Here is a 19904-nt window from a genome sequence, read left to right on the forward strand (position 1 = left end):
CGCTAGGGGCGGCTAGGGGGCGGAGCAAGGGTTACCGCCCGGCTCGGGCTCCGAGAACCATTGCTGAATGTCCCATTCGAGCACCCCGCGGTGAATGCATTTCCCGCACTTTCCCGCGCTTTCTGCCCACCGCCACGGTGAGGAGCCGCCCGTCATGACAGCAATCGGAATTCTGGGCACCGGGTCTTATCTGCCTGCCGACACGGTCTCCAATCGGCTCGTCGGGGAACGGGCGGGGGTCACGGAGGACTGGATCCTGCAGAAGACGGGCATCCGGGAGCGCCGCTACGCGGCCGAGTCCGAGGCCACCTCCGACCTGGCGGTCGAGGCGGCGCGGGCCGCTCTGGACGCTGCGGGGATCTCGGCGGCGCAGCTGTCGTGGATCGTGGTGGCGACGTCCACGCCGGATTCCCCGCAGCCGGCCACGGCCTGTCTGGTCCAGCACCGGATCGGTGCGGTGAACGCGGCCGCCTTCGACCTGAATTCGGTGTGCAGCGGCTTCGTGTTCGGTCTGGTGGCGGCGGCCCGGCTGCTGCCGGGACAGGACGGCGGGGTCCGCGGTCACGCCCTGGTCATCGGCGCCGACGTGTACTCGCGCATCATCGACCGCGAGGACCGGCGCACCGCCGTCCTGTTCGGTGACGGTGCGGGTGCCGTGGTGCTGGGCCCGGTGCGGTCCGGCTACGGGGTCCTCGGCTCGTACCTGGCCAGCCGTGGCGACCAGGCGGAGCTGATCCACGTCGAGGCCGGCGGCAGCCGGCTGCCCGCCTCGGAGAAGACGGTCACGGAGGGGCTGCACCACTTCAGGATGAACGGGCGCGGCGTGCGCGATTTCGTGGCCGCCGAACTGCCGCGCGCGGTCGGCGAGGTGCTGGACCGGCACGGTCTGGAGCGCTCCGAGGTCGACCACTTCGTCCCGCACCAGGCCAACGGCGTGATGCTGGGCGAGACCGTGCCCCGCCTCGGCCTGCCCCGCGCCCGTACCCACCTCACCGTCGCCGAGCACGGAAACACCAGTGCCGCTTCCATTCCCCTCGCCCTCGACGAGGCGTACCGGTCCGGGGCGTTCCGGGACCGGGACGTCGTGCTGCTCGCCGGTTTCGGCGGCGGCATGTCCCTGGGCACGGTGCTCGTCCGCTGGGACGAGGAGGCGGCTCCCGCTCCCCGAAAGGACTCAGCAGCATGACGGCAGCATCCGCGGCACCCCTTCCCGGTGCCCTGCCCTTCACCGCCGTCGCGGTGATCGGCCTCGGTACGGTCGGATCCGCGCTGGCCCGCTCGCTCGCCTCGGCGGGCGCCCGGGTGGTGGCGGTGGAGGCCGACGGTGACGCCCTGGCCGGCGGCCGGGAGCGCGTCCGGCGCGGGCTGGAGGATCCGGCGGCCCTGGCCCGGATCACGTACACGGCCGATCTCGCCGCCATCACGGGCAGCGAGCTGGTCGTGGAGGCGGTGCCGGAGGACTTCGAGCTGAAGACGGAGGTGCTGCGGCGGGCCGACGGGCTGTGCGGTCCCGAGGCGGTGTTCGCGACGACGACCTCGCTGTCGGTGACCCGGGTGGCGGCGGCGTGCGGGCGGCTGCCGCGCACGGTCGGCCTGCACCCGGTCGGGCACGCCCCGGACGGCGGTGTGGTGGAGGTGGTGACCACGCCCCTGACCGAGCCGTCGGTGGGGCGGGCCGCCGAGGAGCTGGTGGGTGCGCTGGGCCGGACGGCCGTGGCCTCCAGCGACCAGCCGGGCTTCACGGGCGGCGGGCTGCTGATGGCCTACCTGAACGGCGCCGTCGCGATGTACGAGCGCCGGTACGCGTCGCGCGACGACATCGACGCGGCGATGATGCTGGGCTGCGGGCTGCCGCTGGGGCCGCTGGCCCACCTCGACCTGATCGGTCTGGACACGGCGCGCGACACCCTGCGCGGTCTGTACGACCAGACGGGGCAGGCGCAGTTCCTGCCGCCGCCGCTGCTGGACCACATGGTGACGGCGGGGCTGCTGGGCGCGAAGGCGGGCCGGGGGTTCCACACGTGGCCGGAGGGTCCGGCGGGTCCCCGGGCAGCGGCCGGCGCGCAGGGGGGCGGGGCGGGAGGTTCCGCGCGGCCGTCGCGGCCGGTGCGCAGCGTCGGGGTGATCGGGTCCGGCACGATGGCGTCGGGCATCGCCGAGGTGTTCGCCCGGTCCGGTTACGCGACGCGGCTGGTGGCGCGTACGGACGTACGGGCGAAGGAGGCGCTGGACAAGGTCGCGGCTTCCGTGGAGCGCGGGGTCAAGCGCGGGCGGATCAGCGCCGAGGACGGCCGGGCCGCGCTGGAGCGGCTGGTTCCGGCGGACTCGCTGGAGGCGGTGGCGGACTGCGACCTGGTGGTCGAGGCGGTCGCCGAGGAACTCCCCGTCAAGCGGGAGGTCTTCCGGGGGCTGGACGCGGTGTGCCGTCCGGGGGCGGTGCTGACGACGACGACGTCGAGCCTGCCGGTGGTGGAGTGCGCGGCGGTCACCTCGCGGCCCGAGGACGTGCTCGGCATGCACTTCTTCAATCCGGCTCCGGTGATGCGGCTGGTGGAGGTGGTCGGCACGGTGCTGACGGCGCCGGACGCGCTGGGGACGGTCCACGAGGTGTGCGCGCGGCTGGGCAAGCACCCGGTCGGGATCGACGACCGGGCCGGGTTCATCGTCAACGCCCTGCTGTTCCCGTACCTCAACAGCGCGGTGCGGCTGCTGGAGGAGCGCCGGGCGGTGGCCGGGGAGATCGACGCGGTGATGACGCGGGGCTGCGGCTATCCGATGGGGCCGCTGACGCTGCTGGACACGATCGGTCTGGACGTGTCGCTGCAGATCCAGAACAGCCTGCACGCCTCGTTCCGGGAGCCGTCGCTGGTGCCGGCCCGGCACCTGGAGCACCTGGTGGACGCGGGGTACCTGGGCCGCAAGAGCGGGCGGGGCTTCCACACGTACTAGAAGGTGTCAGGACCGCGCGGCACCGGGAGTTCCGGTGCCGCGGGGTCCCGGTGCCGCGCGGTCCCGGCGGTGGCCGTCGGGCCCGCTCCGGCCGGCCGGTCACCCGCCCCGGTGAGCGCGCCAGCGGTCCATCAGCGAGTCCAGTTCCAGTTTCACGAAGTTGAAGAAGTCGGCGGTCTCCTCGGCCCGGATGCCCGCCGGGGTACCGGGACCCAGTACCTCCACCCCCTGCTTGAGGGTGGCCGCCCAGCGGTTGAGCATCTGGTCCCGGCTGGTGACCGTCTCGTACCAGAGGTCCGCGTGGATCCGGTAGATCTCCCGACGCTCGCCCGGCGCCCGCTCCCGGCCGACCATGTGCATCTGGGCGAGGTAGCGGACCGCTCCCGAGACCGCGGCCGGGCTGACCTTGAGCCGCTCCGAGAGCTCGGCGGCGCTCAGCGCGCCCGCGTCCTCGGCGAGCAGGCACGCGAAGATCCGGGAGGGCATCCGGGGCATCCCGGCGGCCACCAGGTCGGCGGAGAACCGCTCGACGAACGCCGAGACCTCCTCGCTGTAGCCCCGCCGTCCGGTTCCGCTTTCGCTCTCGCTGGCGCTTTCGCTGGCGTCCACACGTCTCCCCCGTGATCGATCGTCAGACGATACCTTCCGCTAGCTTCACGATATTCTGAAACTAAGGTATCTTCCGACAATGTGACGATGGCAATCGATATTGCCGGACTGTACAAGTCGTTCGGCCGCACGCCCGCGCTGAAGGGCCTGGACCTGAGCGTCGAGAAGGGCGAGGTGCACGGCTTCCTCGGCCCCAACGGCGCCGGCAAGTCCACCACCCTGCGCATCCTGCTCGGCCTGATCCGCGCCGACCGCGGCCGCGTGCGGCTGCTGGGCGGCGACCCCTGGCGCGACGCGGTCGCGCTGCACCAGCGCATCGCGTACGTGCCCGGCGACGTGCACCTGTGGCGCAACCTCTCCGGCGGCGACGCCCTCGGCTTCCTCTCGGGGCTGCGGGAGAACACCGACTCGCGTTTAACCAAAGAGCTGATGGAGCGCTTCGGGCTCGACCCGGGCAAGAAGGGCCGCGCGTACTCCAAGGGCAACCGGCAGAAGCTCGCCCTGGTCGCCGCCTTCGCCGCCGACGCCGAACTGCTCGTCTTCGACGAACCCACCTCCGGTCTCGACCCGTTGGCCGAGGAAGTCTTTCAGAGCTGTGTCGGCGAGGCCACCGACGAGGGCCGTACGGTGCTGCTCTCCAGCCACGTCCTCACCGAGGTCGAGGCGCTGTGCGACCGCGTCAGCATCGTCCGGGACGGGCGCACGGTCGAGACGGGCACGCTCGCCCGGATGCGGCACCTGTCGCGCACCTACGTCACGGCCGAACTGGCCGTCCCCGTCGAGGGCCTGGCGGAACTCCCCGGGGTCCACGGCCTGGAGGCGCGGGGCACGGAGGTCACCGCCCAGGTCGACCACGAGCACCTCGGCGCGTTCCTGCAGGTGCTGTCCCGGACGGGCGTACGCAGCCTCGTCAGCCGGCCCCCGACCCTTGAGGAACTGTTCCTGCGCCACTACCGCCCCGAGGGCGAGCCGGCGCCCGCCGGCTCCCCGGGGCCGGGCTGAGGGCCGCCGCGCCTCACCCCTCGCCCGACAGCAGCAGCCGCTTCTGGGTCTTGCCCATCGCGTTGCGCGGCAGCGCGGCGACGAACCGTACCTCGCGCGGCCGCTTGTGCACCGAGAGGCGTGCGGCGACGAAGTCGGTGAGCTCGGCCCCGGTCACCTCCGAGGCCACGACGAACGCCACGACGCGCTGGCCCAGATCGGAGTCCGGTACCCCGACCACGGCGGCCTCGGCCACGCGCGGGTGGTCCAGGAGCGCGTTCTCGATCTCGCCCGCCCCCATCCGGTAGCCGCCCGACTTGATCATGTCGACCGAGGCCCGGCCCACGATGCGGTGGGTGCCGTCCGCGTCGATCGCCGCGATGTCACCCGTACGGAACCAGCCGTCCTCGGTGTACGAGGCCGCCGTGGCCTCGGGGCGCCCCAGGTAGCCGGAGAACAACGTGGGCGCGGTCAGCTGGAGTTCGCCGATCTCCTCCCCCGGCCCGGCCGCGATCCGCGTACGGACGCCGGGCAGCGGGGTCCCCACCGCACCCGGCCGCAGCGGGCCGTCCGCGCGGCCGCTCACCGTGATCAGGGTCTCCGTCATCCCGTACCGCTCGACCGGCCGGCTCCCCGTCAGCTCCTCCAGGCCGCGGAAGACCCGCTCCGGCAGCGGGGCGCTGCCCGAGACCAGCAGCCGCGCGGAGCGCAGCGCCCGGGCCCGCTCCGGCTCCCCCACGACGCGGGACCACACCGTGGGCACCCCGAAGTACAGGCTGCCGCCGGCCTCGGCGTACGCGGCGGCGGTGGGCCGTCCGGTGTGCACGAGGCGGCTGCCGGTGCGCAGCGCGCCGAGGACGCCGAGGATCAGGCCGTGGACGTGGAACAGCGGCAGCCCGTGGACCAGGGTGTCCTCGGCGTTCCACTGCCAGGCCTCGGCGAGGGCGTCCAGACCGGCGGCGATGGCTGCGCCGCCGAGGACGACGCCCTTGGGCGCGCCGGTGGTCCCGGAGGTGTAGAGGATCATCGCGGGGGCGTCGGCCGCCGGTGCGGGGCCGCTCCAGTCGGCCCGGCGGGCGAAGTCCACCGTCACGGGGCAGGCGCCCGAGTCGCGCAGGATGTGCTCGCGTTCGGCGACGCCCGCGTCGGGCGGTACGGGCACCACGGGCACCCCGGCCAGCAGGCAGCCGGCCACCGCGGCGACGGTCTCCAGGCAGGCCGTGGCCTCGACGGCGACGGCGGGGGCGCCGGCCACGTCGGCGGCCACCGCTCCGGCCGCGCCCAGCAGTTCCTCGTACGAGGCGGTCCGGCCGGCGACGGTGACCGCGTCCGCGCGGTCCCCGTACACCCCTTGCAGCGCCGTGAGCACGGTCGTCTCTCCTTACGTCGGTACGTGGTGACGCGTGGCGCGTCGGTCCGTCGGTCGGTCGGTACTTCTGCGGTGCGGCGGCGGGCGGGTCAGACGGCGGCGCGCAGGCGCCACACCCCGGGCCGGGTCTCCGTCCAGTCCGGCAGCGGGAGGCCGCCGCGCACCTGGCGCAGCCAGCGGACCGCGTACGCCTCGCGCCGCCGGTCGCCGAGCCGCGCCGCCAGGGCCAGGCAGCGCTCGAAGTGCGGCTCCGCGGCGGCGGGGCCCTCCGTCTCCAGGGCGAGCAGGGCCCGGACCCGGCTGGCCTCGTAGTGGTCGCGGGGGTCGGCGGGTGCCGCGTCAAGGACCTGGCCGATCAGCCGGGCCGCCTCCGTGACGGCCGAGGAGTCCAGGCTCAGTTCGGCCAGGCCCGTCAGGGCGCGGTCGCGCTCGGGCCGGGCGTCGGCGCCGTCGGCGGCCCTCAGGGCGCGCCGGTAGAGGCCGCGGGCCGCGTCGGTCCGGCGGCGCTGCCAGGCCAGGTCGCCGAGCGAGCACAGCAGCCGGGACTGAGCGCCGAGGTCGCCGGAGCGTTCGGCCGCGTCCAGGGCGAGGGTGTGCGCGCGTTCCCAGTCGTCCCAGGCCGCGTGGGCCTCCAGGGGGGCGGTGAGGCCGTCGGCGAGGCGCACGGTGTGGACCCACAGTCCGGCCGCGTGGGCCCGGCCCAGGGCCGAGGTCAGTGCGGTGCGGCGGTCCGCGAACCACTCGGGGGCGTGCGGCAGTCCGTCGGCCTCCCGCGCCTCGGCGGCCAGGGCGTCGGCGAGCCGGGCCACGGCCCGCGCCACCTCGCCGGGGGGTTCCTCGGCGGTGAGGAGCTCGCCGGCCAGCAGCCGCCACAGCACGTGCAGGCGGTAGGCGCCGCGGGGTTCGGCCCGCAGCAGCCGGGCTTCCACGAGGCTCTCCAGCACCGCTTCGGCAGCCGGTTCGGGCGTACCGAACAGGGCTGCGGCGTCGGCGGTGGGGAAGGGGCCGGCGGGCAGCAGCCCGAGCAGCCGGAAGGCGCGCTTCAGCGGTTCGCCGGCCTCGTCGTACCCGCCTCGCAGGGCGGCGTCCAGGCCGGGCTGCGCGGAGCGGAGTTCGGCGAGCCGGGCGTGTTCCCCGGACAGCCGGGCGGCCAGGGAGGCCACGCTCCAGTGCGGGCGCGCGGCCAGCCGGCCCGCGAGGGCCCGTACGGCGGACGGCAGCCGCCCGCAGGCGTCGACGACGGCGGCGCAGGCCCCGTCGGGGCCGTCGTCCTCCCCCTCGCGGCCCGACGCGGCCAGCAGCAGCCGGCGGGCCTGCGCCGGGGCGAGGACGTCCAGCAGGTGCACCCGGGTGACCGGGACCGCCGGGGCCCGGCGGCCGGTCAGCAGCGCGGTGCTGCCGGGGGTCGCGGGCAGCAGGCGGGCGGCCTGCTCCGCGTCGGCCGCGTCGTCGAGCACGAACAGCATCCGCCGGCCCAGGGTGAGCCGGTCCAGGGTGCGGCGCAGCCCGTCGAGGTCGTCGGGCAGCGGCCCGGCGACCCGGCAGCGGAGCAGCAGCAGGGTGAGGGCGGCGGCGGGGGCGAGCGGTTCGCCGCCGTCGTCGCGCAGGGGCAGGAACACCCGGCCGTCGGGGAAGAGGTCGCCGGCGCGGTGCGCGGCGGCCAGGGCGAGGGCGGTCTTTCCCGTTCCGGCGGGGCCGGTGAGCGCGACGCAGCCGCCCGCGGGGACGTCCCGCAGGAGCGTCTCCAGCGCGGCGAGGTCCTCGTCGCGTCCGGTGAACAGGGGGTCGGTCGGCGGGAGTTCACCGACCGGCGCGGTGGCCGGCGGCAGTGCGGGGTCCGTCCCGGTGTCCGTTCCGGCGGCCGGCGCCGCGGCGGGGGCGGCCGTGGTGCGCCCGCCCGCGGTCACCGCGGACCGCGCCGGGTCCGCCGGGTGCGCTGCGGCGCCCGAGGGGCGCATCAGTGCCGTGTCCCCGTCGAGGATCCGGCCGTGGAGCTGCTGCAGGGGCGGCCCCGGCTCGATCGCCAGCTCGTCGACGAGGGTGCGCCGCAGCCGGGCGAAGGCCTCCAGCGCGTCGGCCTGCCGGCCGGTGCGGTAGAGCGCCACCATCAGGTGGGCGTGGAACTCCTCGCGCATCGGCAGTTCGGTGGCGAGCGCCCGGAGTTCACCGACGAGTTCGTGGTGGCGGCCCAGTTGCAGGTCCGCCCGGATGCGCTGCTCCAGTGCGGCCGTGCGCAGTTCGCCGAGGCGGATCGCGGTGCTGTCGAGGAGTGCCCCGTGGGGCGTGTCGGACAGCAGGGGGCCGCGCCAGAGCGCGAGCGCGCGGCGCTGGAGGTCGGCGGCGGCCGCGGCGTCGTGGCGGGCCATGGCCGCGCGGCCCTGGGCGTGCAGGTCCTCGAAGGCGGTCAGGTCCAGCCGGTCCGGGTCCAGCCGCATGAGGTAGCCGGGGGGCCGGGTGACCAGGCCGTCGCGGCCCGCGTCGGGGTCGGCGGCGTGCAGGAGCTTGCGCAGCTGCGAGATGTAGACCTGGAGCGTGGTCGTCGCGGTGCGCGGCGGGTCCTCGCCCCACAGTTCGTCGATGAGGCTGCCCACGGACACGATCTCGTTGGGCCGCACGAGCAGCGTCGCGAGCACCACGCGGATCTTCGCCGCGCGGGGTGTGACGCGCTGCGCGTCCGGGCCGGCCGCGTCCACTTCCAGTGGCCCCAACACCCGAAATCGCATGCAGCCCCCGCTCCTCGGCACTCCGGTGGCACGGGTGGCGGCAGACTCCCCCAGCTGCCCGGCCCTCGTCACCCTAGGGCCGGGCGCACCCCCGGCTTCGGACAGCCGGACCCCTGATCCGGTGCCCCGCACCCTGGCCCGCGACCCGCAAGCCATGCTTTAGGCGCGCCGTGGAGCATGCCGAGGCGTTGGCGGCAGGGGCGCCGGGCGTTCGGCAGTTGCCCCGGGTGCGCCAGAAGGGGGCTGACGTTGTCTGGATTCGCTACGTTCACCGATGTGCTCCGCGGCCGGGCCGCGGCGCTGGGCGAGCGCGACGCTCACGTGTTCCTCGGTGACGCCCCGGGCGCCGCCGCCGAGCACCTCACGTACGGGGAGCTGGACCGGGCGGCCCGGGCCATCGCGGTGCGGCTGCGCGAGCACGGCGCCCTGCGGCAGCCGGTGCTGCTGCTGTACCCGCCGGGCCCCGGCTTCCTGAAGGCGTTCGCCGGCTGTCTGTACGCGGGCGCCGTCGCCGTTCCCGCCCCGCTCCCCGGTGACCGGGGCGAGCGGCTGCAGCGCGTGTCGGGGATCATCCGCGACACCGGCGCGCAGCTGGTGCTGACGGACTCCGCCAACGCCCCCGACGTGTCGCTGTGGCTCGCCATGGCGGGCCGGGGCGAGACGGTGTGCCTGGCCACCGACGTGGAGGAGGGGCTGAACGCCGACGCCTGGCAGCCGCCCCGCACCGGTCCGGACGACCTGGCGTTCCTCCAGTACACCTCGGGTTCGACCTCCCGGCCGCGCGGTGTGATGGTCAGTCACCGCAACCTCCTCGCCAACATGGAGGCCATGCGCAACGTCCTGGGTTCCACCGCCGAGGACGTGTTCGGCAGCTGGCTGCCGCACTACCACGACATGGGACTCATCTGCCATCTGCTGCACCCGCTGTGGCTGGGCACCAGGTCGGTGCAGATGTCCCCCACCGCCTTCGTCAAGCGGCCGGTGCGCTGGCTGCGCTCGATCGGCGAGTACGGGGTGACCATCGGCGGCGGCCCCAACTTCTGCTACGACCTGTGCCTGCGCCGGATCACGGACGAGCAGCTCGCCGGCCTGGACCTGAGCAGCTGGCGGCTGGCGATCAACGGCGCCGAACCGGTGCGCCACCAGACACTTGAGGCCTTCGCCGGGCGCTTCGCCGCGGCCGGTTTCCGCCGCGGGAGCCTCTTCCCGGCCTACGGGCTCGCCGAGGCCACGCTCGTCGTGTCCGGCGGCACGCCCGGCCACGGCCCGCGCACCCTGACCGTCGACGCGGCCGGCCTGGAGTACGACGAGCTGCGCCCGCCGCGCCCGGGCCGACCGGTGCGGACCCTGGTCGGGAGCGGTACCGTACGCGACTTCGACGTGCGGATCGTGGAGCCGGTGACCGGCGGCGAGGTGCCCGAGGGCCGGGTCGGGGAGATCTGGGTGCGCGGCGACAGCGTCGCCCAGGGCTACTGGCGCCGTCCCACCGACACCGCCCGCACCTTCGAAGCCATGGTGGACGACGGGGACAGCGGCTTCCTCCGCACCGGTGACCTCGGGGTGATCGACGGGGACGAGCTGTACGTCACCGGCCGCCTCAAGGAGATGATCATCCTCAACGGGCGCAACATCTATCCGCAGGACGTCGAGTGGGCGGTGCGCGAGACGGAGCCGGCCCTCGGGGCGGGCCAGGGCGCCGTCTTCACGGTGGACGCGGACCGCGAGCAGCTCGTCGTCGTGCACGAGGTGCGCCCCGAGAACGCGGACTGGGAGACGCTGCGCGCCCTCGCCCGGCGCATCCAGATCCTGATCGGCCAGGACTTCGACGTGCCCGCGGCCAATGTGCTCCTGGTGCGGCCGGGCACCCTGCGCCGTACCACCAGCGGCAAGATCCAGCGGACCCTGATCCGGAAGCTGTTCCTGGCCGGCGAGGTCAGCGGCGCGTACGAGGTCCTCGACCCGGCCGTGCACGCCCTGGTCCGTCCGCGTGACACGCTGCTCGGCAACGACCTGCTGCGGCCCTCCGCCCGCGCCGCCGCGGAGACGGCGTGGTGAGCGCCGTCGCCGTCGCCGCCGGACCGGCCCCCCGGGCGCCGGTGCGGCGGCCCGCGCCGTCCCCGGAGTCGACGAGCGGCCGGGTCCGGGCCGCCGCCCTGGAGGCCCTGCTCGGCGACCCGGCAGCGCCCGGCAACCCGGCCGGGCACCACGCACTGCTCGCCTCCGACCAGGCGGCGGCGCTGTCCCCGGAGGCGGAGGGGCTGCTCGACGACTTCGGGATGCACCGCGAGTTCGTTCCGCGCGAGCTCGGCGGCCGCTTCGACTCCCCCGAGGGCCTGCTGCGGGTGATGCGCCCGGTGTTCCGCCGGGACGTGTCCCTCGGCATGGGCTACGGCATGACCACCTTCATGGCCGCCTCCGACGTCTGGATGCGCGGCAGCGAGGAGCAGCGGTCGTGGCTGGGCGGCCTGCTGCTGGGCGGTTCGAAGGCCGCCATCGCCCAGCACGAGACCGCGCACACCAACGACTTCGTCCGCAACCAGATCTCGGCGGACCTGCTCCCCGGCGGCGGCCTGTCGGTGACCGGGGCCAAGCCGGTGGTCAACAACCTGCACCGGGCCGACGCCCTGGTGCTGTTCTGCCGTACCGGCGAGCACTTCCCCGGCGGGACGCAGAGCGCCCTGCTGCTGGACCCGCGCACCCTGCCCGCCGACCGCTACCGGACCGAGCGGCGGCCCGCCGCGGTGGGCCTGCGGTCCTGCTTCTTCTCGGGCGTCCGCTTCGACGACTGCCCGGTGCCCGACGGCGCGCTGCTCGGCGCGCCCGGCAGCGGGGTCGCGACCTCGCTGCAGTCGTTCCAGATGAGCCGTACGCTGATGGCCTCCCTGTCGGTGGCGGCCGTGGACACGAGCCTGCGCACGGCCGTGCTGGTGGACCGCCGGCGCGGGCCCGGCGCGGCCGGCACGGCGCCGGTGGACCCGCAGCACACCGCGAACACGCTGACCGGCGCGTTCGTGAACCTGCTCCTGTACGACTGCCTGGCGGTCGTCGCCACCCGGGCGCTGCACCTGCTGCCCGCCGAGACCAGCGTGTACTCGGCGGCGGTGAAGCTGCTGCTGCCGCGGGTGCTGATCGAGACGATGTACGACCTGTCCACGGTCCTGGGCTCGCAGCTGTACACGCGGGAAGGCACCGTCGGCGTCCTGCAGAAGCACATCCGGGACGTGCCGGTGATCAGCCTCGGCCACGCGGGGACGGTCGCCTGCCAGGCGACGATCATCCCGCAGCTGAAGCAGCTGGCGAGCCGCTCCTGGTTCACCGAGGAGGAGGCCCCCGCCGCGCTGTTCCAGCCCGACGCGCCCCTGCCGGCGTTCCGCTACGACGCGCTCGCGCTGGCGAGCGGACGCGACAGCCTCAGCGCCTCGCTGCTGGCCGCCGCAGCGGAACTGCCGGGCCGCGACCCGGTGGAGCGGGCCCTGCGCACGATGACGGAGCACCTCGTCGAGGAGCTGCGGGACCTGCGCCGGCGGGTGCTCGCGCTGCCGCCGCTGGACGGCGGGACGCCGGTGGGACCGGCCTGGTTCGCGCTGACGGACCGCTACGTCCTGGTCCTGGCGGCCGCGGCCGTGCTCGGCGTCCGCCGCCACAACCGCCACGGCCTCGACCCGTTCCTCGCCGATCCGGCCTGGGCGGCGGCCGCCCTGCACCGCATCACGAGCAGACTGGGCACCGCGCCCGTGGAGCTGCCCCCCGAGTGCCTGGCCCGCGTCCACCAGGAGGTGCTGGCCCGCTTCGGGGACCGGCGCAGCTACGACCTGCACAACACCCCGCTTCCCGGCTGACGGGCGACGCCCCCGACCACCGCTTCCCCCTTAGCCCGCACGCAAGGAGTCCAGGGATGTCCCTGCCCGTGTCGCCGCACAGCGCGGCCCCGCTGCACCACTGGCTGACCGACCGCCTCGCCGTCTACCTCGACCGGCTGCCGGACAGCATCGACCCCACCGTGCCGCTCGCCGAGTACGGCATGGACTCGGTGGGGGCGCTGAGCCTGTGCGGGGACATCGAGGACACGTTCCACATCGCCGTGGACCCGTCGCTGGCCTGGGACCACCCGACCGTCGTCGCGCTGGTCGCCCACCTCGGCGCCCGGGGCGTGACGGTTCCCGTCACGGGGGTCTCCCGGTGAGCTCCGCCTCCGTGGCCCTGGTCGGGCTCGACTGCGTCTTCCCGGGCGCGCCGGGCCCCGACGCCTACTGGGACCTGCTGATGCGCGGCGGCGACGCGACCGGGGAGCAGCCCGGCCCGCGCAGGTTCGGGCCGGGGTACGAGACGCCGGTGCGCGGCGGTTTCATCGACGACGCCGACGTGTTCGACAACGACTTCTTCACCGTCTCGCCGCGCGAGGCCGCGGCGATGGACCCGCAGCAGCGGCTGCTGCTCCAGTGCGCGTGGCGGGCCCTGGAGGACTCGGGGCGCTCGCCGCGGTCCCTGGCGGGCGGCGACACCGGGGTGTTCGTCGGCATGATGGGCAGCGAGTGGGGCCAGCTGCACCTGGGCGACTACGGCCGGGTGACCCCGCAGCTGGGCGCCGGGTCCAGCGCCGGCATGGCCGCCAACCGCATCTCGTACCACCTCGACCTCAAGGGGCCGAGCCTGTCGGTGGACACGGCCTGCTCCTCCTCGCTGGTCGCCGTCCACCTGGCGGTCAACTCACTGCTGTCCGGGGAGTGCGGGACGGCGCTGGCCGGAGGGGTCAACCTGATCCTGACCCCGGCGCTGGGGCTGGTGTACGCGCAGATGGGGCTGGCCTCGCCGGACGGCCGGTGCCGCCCGTTCAGCGCCGACGCGAACGGCATCGCGCGCAGTGACGGCGTCGGGGTGGTGGTGCTGCGGCGGCTGGAGGACGCGCTCGCCGACGGGCAGCGGGTCTACGCCGTCATCCGGGGCACCGCCGTCAACCAGGACGGGCGCAGCAACGGCGTCACCGCGCCGAACCGGCACTCCCAGCGGGAGGTCGTCGCGGCCGCGTACCGGCGGGCCGGGGTCACCCCCGACCAGGTGCGGTTCGTCGAGGCCCACGGCACGGGCACGGCGCTCGGCGACGTCATCGAGTGCGGGGCCCTGGGCGAGGTGCACGACGTGCCGCGCGAGGAGCCGTGCGCGATCGGCTCCGTCAAGGGCAACCTCGGGCACACGGAGGGGGCTTCGGGGATCGCCGGGCTGATCAAGGTGGCGCTGGCGCTGCACCACCGGATCGTGCCCGCAAGCCGGTACGCGGACCGCGAGAACCCGCAGCTGCGGCTCGCCGAACGGGGCCTGGCCCTGCTGAAGGCCCCGGTGCGGCTGCCCGCCGGTGAGGTCGTGGCGGGCGTGAGCAGCTTCGGCATGGGCGGGACCAACGCGCACGCGGTGCTGGCCGCCGCGCCCCGCGCGGCCCGTACCGGGCGGCGCCGGGCTTCGGCCGCGCCGGCCGGGGTGTTCACGCTCTCGGCCGACACCCCGGAGGCGCTGCGCCGCAACCTCGCCGCGCAGGCGGAGGCGGTGGCCGCCCGCCCGCGCGGGGACGCCGCCGCGCTGTGCTGGAGCAGCAACCGGGTCAAGACCGGGCTGCCCTACCGGGCCGCGTTCACCGCCACCGACACCGTCGAGCTGGCGGCGGCGCTGCGCGCGGCGGCCGAGGACGGGCGGCTCGCGGCCGGGATCGCCGACCGGGCCTGGCGTCCGCCGGTCATCGGGTTCCTCTTCACCGGCCAGGGCGTCCAGGAGCCCGGGATGACGGCCGCCCTGTACCGGCAGTCGCCGCTGTACCGGCGGCGGCTCGACGAGGCCGACGCGGCGCTCGCCCCGCACCTGGGCGGTTCGGTGCGCGACCTGATCCTCGGCGGGGATCCGGCCCTGCACCGCACCCGCTGGGCGCAGCCCGCCCTGTTCGCCGTCGGCCATGCGCTGGCGGCCACGCTGAGCGGCCTCGGCGCGGGGCCGCACGTCGTACTCGGGCACAGCGTCGGGGAGTTCGCGGCCGCCGTGACCGCCGGGGTGCTCACGCTGGACGAGGCGGCCCGGCTGGTCGCGGAGCGGGCACGGCTGATGGACGCGTTGCCCGAGGGCGGCGGCATGCTGTCGGTGCGGGCGGGGCGCGAGGCGGTCGAGGAGTTCCTCACCACCGGTCCGGGGGTGTCCCTCGCCGCGGTCAACGGCCCGCGGAACACCGTCCTGTCGGGCGGGCTCGCGGAGCTGGAGCAGGTCGCCGGCGTGCTGCGCGAGCGCGGTACGCACTGCCGTGCGGTCGGCGTCTCGCACGCCTTCCACTCGCCGCTGATGGCTCCCGTCCTGGAGCCGCTGGCCGCCGCCGCCGCGGGGACCACGCCCGCCGCGCCGCGCATCCCCGTGGCCTCCACCCGGTACGGGCGGCTGCTGGCCGACGAGCCGATGGACGGCGCCTACTGGGCCGGGCAGGCGGCCGGGCCGGTGCTGTTCGCGGACGCGCTGGCCGACCTGGTGGCGCGGACCGCCCCGACCGCGCTGGTGGAGATCGGCCCGGCGCCGCAGCTGATCCAGCTGGTGGGCCGGTCCGGGCTGGCCGACGGGATCCGGCTGCTGCATCCGGCGCCGGGCCGGGACGCGACGGCCCGCGACCTGGCCGAGACCGTCGCCGCCCTGTACCGCTCCGGGCTGGAGCCGCAGTGGGACGAGCTGTACGAGCCCGCCTGGCGCACCACCGAGCGGCTGCCCCCGTACGCCTTCTCCACCGAGCACCGCTTCTGGCACGCCGCGACCGCCCGCCCGCAGGCCCCCTCGGCCCCGGCCCCCTCCTCGCCCCTGTCCCCCTCCGCTTCCCCGTCCCCGGCCGCGCCCGCGGCCGCCGCGGACAGCGGGGGGCTCGGCGGGTCCGAGGACCCGGTGCTGGCCGCCGTCGTGCGGGCCGTGGTGGAGGTGGGCGACTACGCGCCGGAACGCGTCGACCGAGGGTCCAGGTTCTATGAGGATCTCGGCTTCGACTCTGTAATGATCATGCAGCTCAAGGACCGGATCGAGACCTCGCTGCCGCAGGCCGGCGGCATCGCGGTGCAGCAACTGCTGCCCGCGCTGCGCTCGGTGGGCACCCTGGCCGACTTCGTCGGCGAGTGGATCAGTGTGGGGGTACGACCGTGAAACCCGTGACCGAGACCGCCCTGTACGTCGTGGGCACGGGCACCGCCCTGCCCGGCGACCCGGTGGACAACACCACGCTGGGCAAGGTGTTCGGGATCAGCGAGGAGTGGATCGACCTCTTCGTGGGGACCCGCAGCCGGCACTTCTGCTGGGACCTGGGCACCGGCACCCTCACCCACAGCCTCGCCGACCTGTGCGCCGAGGCCGCCGGGCGGGCCCTGTCGGGCTCCGGCCTCGTCCCCGCCGACCTCGACTTCCTGATCCTGGCCACCGCCACGCCCGACACCCTGCTGCCCACCACCGCGACCGTGGTGGCCGACCGGCTGGGCCTCAGCCACCTGCCCGCCTTCCAGCTCCAGGCGGGCTGTTCGGGCGCCGTGCAGGCGCTGGACGTGGCCCGCGCGCTGCTCGCGGGCGGCCACCGTGCGGGCCTCGTCGTCGGCGGGGACGTCACCGACCGCTTCCTCGACCCGGGGCGCGAGGCGGTCAGCCTGCCCACCGAGGAGCTCGTCAACTACGTGCTGTTCGGCGACGGGGCGGGAGCGGCCGTGGTGGCCTCGGAGCCCGTCGGCGAGGCCATCGCCGTACGGAGCCTGCTGCACCGCTTCACCGGGCGGGGCCGCGCCCCCGGCCAGATCGTCGACTGGCAGGGCGTGGTCCGCCACACCGCGGGCCGGCAGATGCTGTTCGAGGACTACAAGGCCATCGAGGAGAGCGTTCCCGCCATGGCCTCGGAGATCTTCTGGGAGCTGCTGGCCGACGCCGGCTGGTGCCGTGAGGACCTCGACTACGTCCTGCCCCCGCAGCTCTCGGGCCGGATGACGGCCCGCATCAGGGAGCACCTGGACGTACCGGAGCTGCGTGAGGTGTCCTGCGTGGCCGACACCGGGAACACCGGCAACGCCCTGCCCCTGATCCAGCTCGACCGGCTCGCCGAGGAGCTGGGCGACGGCGAGCGGGCCCTGGCCGTGGTGGTCGAGTCCAGCAAGTGGATCAAGGGCGGGCTGGCGCTGCAGCGGGTCCCGGAGACGGACGGCGCCGGATGACCGCCCCCGCCTCCCCCACCGCACCCGCCGGCCCCCCGGCGCCCCCCGACCCGGTGCGGGAGCTGCGCGCCCTGCACCGCGCGGGCCGGCTCGCCGGGGAATGGCCCCGCGTGGCGGCGCTGCTGGCCGAGCTGACCGACCACGGGGACCGGGAGCCCGAGGCCGTCCGCACCGATCTGGTGCGGGCCGGCCGGGTCCTGGCGGCGCTCCCGGCGGCGGAGGTCCTCGCCCGGCACCCGGACACCCCCCTGGTCACGGTGGCCGTCACCGGGCACTCCACCCTGGTCCAGCTCACCGACCCGCTGGTCGCCGAGCTGGCCCGGCACGGCCTGCTCTCCCGGGTGCTGTCCGGGGACCACGGCGCCTACCTGCGCGACCTGCACGACGGCGACGGCGAACTGCGCCGCCACCGGCCCGGCCTGACGCTGTGCGTACTCGACGCGGGCGCCGTCTTCGACGAGCTCCCGGAGCCGTGGACCTGGCAGGACGTGGAGGCCGGCTGCGCCCGGCTGCTGGAGCGGCTGCGCGCGGTCACCGCCGCGCACGCCGCGGACGCCGCGGGTCCGCTCGTCCTGAACACCCTGCCCCTGCCCCGGATCCGCCTCCAGCAGCTCGTCGGGCAGCGGGAGCGGGCGCTGCTCGGAGCGGTGTGGCGGGAGTTCAACGCCCGGCTGCTGCGGCTGGCCGGCGAGCACCCGACGGTGGCCGTGGTCGACCTGGAGCCGCTGATCGCCGACGGCGGCCCGGCCGCCGATCCGCGCCTGGCCCTGTACACGCACGCCCCGTACACGGAGCAGCTGCTCGCCGCCTACGCCCGGGAGGCCGTGCACGTGCTGCGCGCCCACCGGGGCATGACCCGCAAGTGCCTGGTCCTGGACCTCGACGACACCCTGTGGGCGGGGATCCTCGGCGACGACGGCCCCGAGGGGATCACGGCCGCCGCCGGCACCCTGGCCGGGGAGCCGCACGCGGCGCTGCAGCGCACCGCGCGGCAGCTCGCCGCCCAGGGGGTGCTGCTCGCGGTCAGCAGCAAGAACGATTCCGCTCCGGTCCTCGGCGTGCTCCGCGACCACCCGGACATGGTGCTGCGCGAGCGGGACTTCGTACGCGTCCACGCCAACTGGGAACCCAAGGACGGCAATCTGCGGGACATCGCCGCCGCCCTCGGCATCGGCGCCGACGCGCTGGTCTTCGCCGACGACTCCCCCGCCGAGCGGGCCCTGGTGCGGGCCCGGCTCCCCGCCGCCGCCGTGGTGCCGCTGGGCACGGAACCGGCCCTGCACGTCACCCGGCTGCTGGCCGACGGCTGGTTCGACACCCCCCGGCTGACCGGCGACGACCTCGCCCGCACCGCCCGCTACCACGAGGCGGCCGCCCGCGCGGAGCTGGAGCGCGGCAGCGGATCGTACGAGGAGTACCTGCGCGGTCTGGGCGTCCGGGTCCGGATCGCGCCGCCGCAGCCGCACGAGCGCGACCGGATCGTCCAGCTGTCGCTGCGCACCAACCAGTTCAACCTCACCGGCGAACGGCTCGGCGCGGACCGCGTCGCCGCCCTCGCCGCCGACCGCGCGGGCCTGCTGCTCGGGGTGCACGTCGGCGACCGGTTCGGCGAGAGCGGCCTGGCCGGCGCGGTCCTCGGCCGGTACGCGGCCGACGGACTGCACCTGAACGGCTTCTGGCTCAGCTGCCGGGTGTTCGCGCGCGGGGTCGAGCAGGCCGTCCTCGCGACCCTGCTGGCGCACGCGGCGGCCCTGGGCCTGCCGGCCGTGCACGCCCGCCACCGGCCGACCGCCAAGAACGCCCGGTCGGGCGGCTTCTACCCCTCACTGGGCTTCGCCGAGACCGTCACGGACCCCGACGGGTCGCTGCACTACCGCCACGACCTGGCGGAGCTGCCCCCCGTACCCGACCACTTGACCACCGATCCACGCCTCGGAGGGGACGACGATGAGCCTGCCGGAACCACCCGCTGATCTCCCGGGCTTCCTCGCCCTGATCAGTGACGAACTCGGACTGGAGCTGACCGAGGAGCAGGCCCGCGCCGACCTGGACGCCCTGCCGTCCTGGGACTCCGTGCACCTGCTCCGGCTGGTCATGCTGATCGAGCAGGAGACGGGGAGCCGCGTGCCCGTCTCCGCCGTGCTGCGGGCCCGCAGCATCGCGCAGATCCACACCGAGGTGCTGGCCGCCTCCGGCGCCCGGCCCGTGTCCCGGGGCGGTGCGCGGTGATCGCTCCGGCGTCCGTGTCGCCGGGCGAGCCGATCGCGGTGCGCGCCGAGGGCACCGACTGGGAGGCGGTCCGCGCGGACCTGCGCACCCACGGCACGGCCCTGGTGCACGGCACCCTCGCGGACTGGCGCCCCCGGGACGCCGACGGGCCCGCGCTGCGCGCCGTGCTGGGCCGTGACTGGACCCGCTACAGCGGCATCGCGCACGAGGACATCCGGGAGCGGTACGCGGCCTCGCGCAGGCTGCTCAAGCACGCGGCCGCGGCGGCCCTGCACGCGGACGCGGCGGACCTCGAACTCACCTACGGGCCCACCGGGCGCCCGTACCTGCGCGGCTGCGACCAGATCGACATCAGCCTCAGCCACACCGGGGACCTGCTGCTGGTGGGCCTGACCACGCGCGGGCTCGTCGGCGTCGACGCGGAGCTCGCGGACCGCCAGATCTACAGCAAGGGCCTGGACCGGCACATCTGCACCCCGGCCGAGCGCCTGCACCTCACCGGGCTGGACCCGGCGCAGCGCAATCCGCGGCTGGTGCGGCTGTGGACCCTGAAGGAGGCCTACAGCAAGGCCATCGGGCAGGGCATGCAGTTCCGGTTCACCGAGTTCGGCTTCGGGCCGGACGACCGGCCGGCCCGCGTGCACCGGCCGGACGGCACCCCCGGCGCGGGCTCCGAGTGGGCCTTCCGCACGTATGGCCTCGACGTCGGCGGCGTCGCGTTCTGCGTCAGCGCGGCCGTGTACGACGCGGGGCTCGGCCGCACCCTGGACACCGAGATCACCACGATGCTCGACTCCGAGGCCGCCGAGGCGCTGGGGCGGGCGCTGCGGGCCGCCGTCGGCTGACCCC

General features: G+C 75.4%; 14 protein-coding genes. 11 read left to right on the top strand and 3 right to left on the bottom strand.

From position 1 onward, the window contains the following. Positions 1-154 precede the first annotated feature (154 nt). Positions 155-1186 (top strand): 3-oxoacyl-ACP synthase III family protein, encoded by a 1032-nt coding sequence (locus tag ACZ518_RS33230; protein ID WP_469116748.1) that lies wholly within the window; start codon positions 155-157, stop codon positions 1184-1186. Continuing rightward, positions 1183-2949: a 3-hydroxyacyl-CoA dehydrogenase family protein gene (locus ACZ518_RS33235; protein ID WP_469116749.1), complete on the top strand. Its 1767-nt coding sequence runs from the start codon at positions 1183-1185 to the stop codon at positions 2947-2949. The genes ACZ518_RS33230 and ACZ518_RS33235 overlap by 4 nt, the downstream gene beginning before the upstream one ends. Before the next feature lie 99 nt (positions 2950-3048). On the opposite strand, the gene ACZ518_RS33240 is transcribed toward ACZ518_RS33235, so the two are convergent. Further along, a complete protein-coding gene (locus ACZ518_RS33240; protein ID WP_469116750.1) occupies positions 3049-3558 on the bottom strand; it encodes a GbsR/MarR family transcriptional regulator in 510 nt (169 codons plus the stop codon). A gap of 81 nt (positions 3559-3639) precedes the next feature. Between ACZ518_RS33240 and ACZ518_RS33245 the strand changes: the two genes are divergently transcribed. Beyond that, entirely contained in the window at positions 3640-4560 is a 921-nt protein-coding gene (locus ACZ518_RS33245; protein ID WP_469116751.1) for an ABC transporter ATP-binding protein, read from the top strand. A 13-nt stretch (positions 4561-4573) separates the two neighbouring features. Here the strand turns inward: ACZ518_RS33245 and ACZ518_RS33250 are convergent, their stop codons facing one another. Continuing rightward, complete coding sequence (locus tag ACZ518_RS33250; RefSeq protein WP_469116752.1) at positions 4574-5908, bottom strand: AMP-binding protein; 1335 nt, start codon at positions 5906-5908, stop codon at positions 4574-4576. Positions 5909-5997: 89 nt separating this feature from the next. Continuing rightward, positions 5998-8631: an AfsR/SARP family transcriptional regulator gene (locus ACZ518_RS33255; RefSeq protein WP_469116753.1), complete on the bottom strand. Its 2634-nt coding sequence runs from the start codon at positions 8629-8631 to the stop codon at positions 5998-6000. Positions 8632-8880: 249 nt separating this feature from the next. Here ACZ518_RS33255 and ACZ518_RS33260 point away from each other — a divergent pair, with 249 nt between their 5' ends. From ACZ518_RS33260 to ACZ518_RS33295, 8 genes are read left to right on the top strand one after another with little or no spacing between them, the layout of a single operon-like run. Next, complete coding sequence (locus tag ACZ518_RS33260; protein ID WP_469116754.1) at positions 8881-10686, top strand: fatty acyl-AMP ligase; 1806 nt, start codon at positions 8881-8883, stop codon at positions 10684-10686. Further along, positions 10683-12470, top strand: a complete 1788-nt coding sequence (locus ACZ518_RS33265; RefSeq protein WP_469116755.1) for an acyl-CoA dehydrogenase — start codon at positions 10683-10685, stop codon at positions 12468-12470. The genes ACZ518_RS33260 and ACZ518_RS33265 overlap by 4 nt, the downstream gene beginning before the upstream one ends. 56 nt (positions 12471-12526) lie before the next feature. Further along, positions 12527-12814, top strand: a complete 288-nt coding sequence (locus tag ACZ518_RS33270) for an acyl carrier protein (RefSeq protein ID WP_469116756.1) — start codon at positions 12527-12529, stop codon at positions 12812-12814. Then, positions 12811-15780: a type I polyketide synthase gene (locus tag ACZ518_RS33275; protein ID WP_469116757.1), complete on the top strand. Its 2970-nt coding sequence runs from the start codon at positions 12811-12813 to the stop codon at positions 15778-15780. Before ACZ518_RS33270 ends, ACZ518_RS33275 begins: the two co-directional genes overlap by 4 nt. A gap of 5 nt (positions 15781-15785) precedes the next feature. Further along, on the top strand, positions 15786-16826 hold the full coding sequence (locus ACZ518_RS33280) for a 3-oxoacyl-ACP synthase III family protein (RefSeq protein WP_469116758.1): 1041 nt from the start codon (positions 15786-15788) through the stop codon (positions 16824-16826). Further along, positions 16823-18799, top strand: a complete 1977-nt coding sequence (locus ACZ518_RS33285) for an HAD-IIIC family phosphatase (protein ID WP_469116759.1) — start codon at positions 16823-16825, stop codon at positions 18797-18799. The genes ACZ518_RS33280 and ACZ518_RS33285 overlap by 4 nt, the downstream gene beginning before the upstream one ends. Continuing rightward, on the top strand, positions 18774-19055 hold the full coding sequence (locus ACZ518_RS33290; RefSeq protein WP_469116760.1) for an acyl carrier protein: 282 nt from the start codon (positions 18774-18776) through the stop codon (positions 19053-19055). Before ACZ518_RS33285 ends, ACZ518_RS33290 begins: the two co-directional genes overlap by 26 nt. Then, complete coding sequence (locus ACZ518_RS33295) at positions 19052-19900, top strand: 4'-phosphopantetheinyl transferase family protein (protein ID WP_469116761.1); 849 nt, start codon at positions 19052-19054, stop codon at positions 19898-19900. The genes ACZ518_RS33290 and ACZ518_RS33295 overlap by 4 nt, the downstream gene beginning before the upstream one ends. The last annotated feature ends 4 nt before the right edge of the window (positions 19901-19904 follow it).

The sequence above is a fragment of the Streptomyces sp. NPDC033966 genome, from assembly GCF_055575955.1.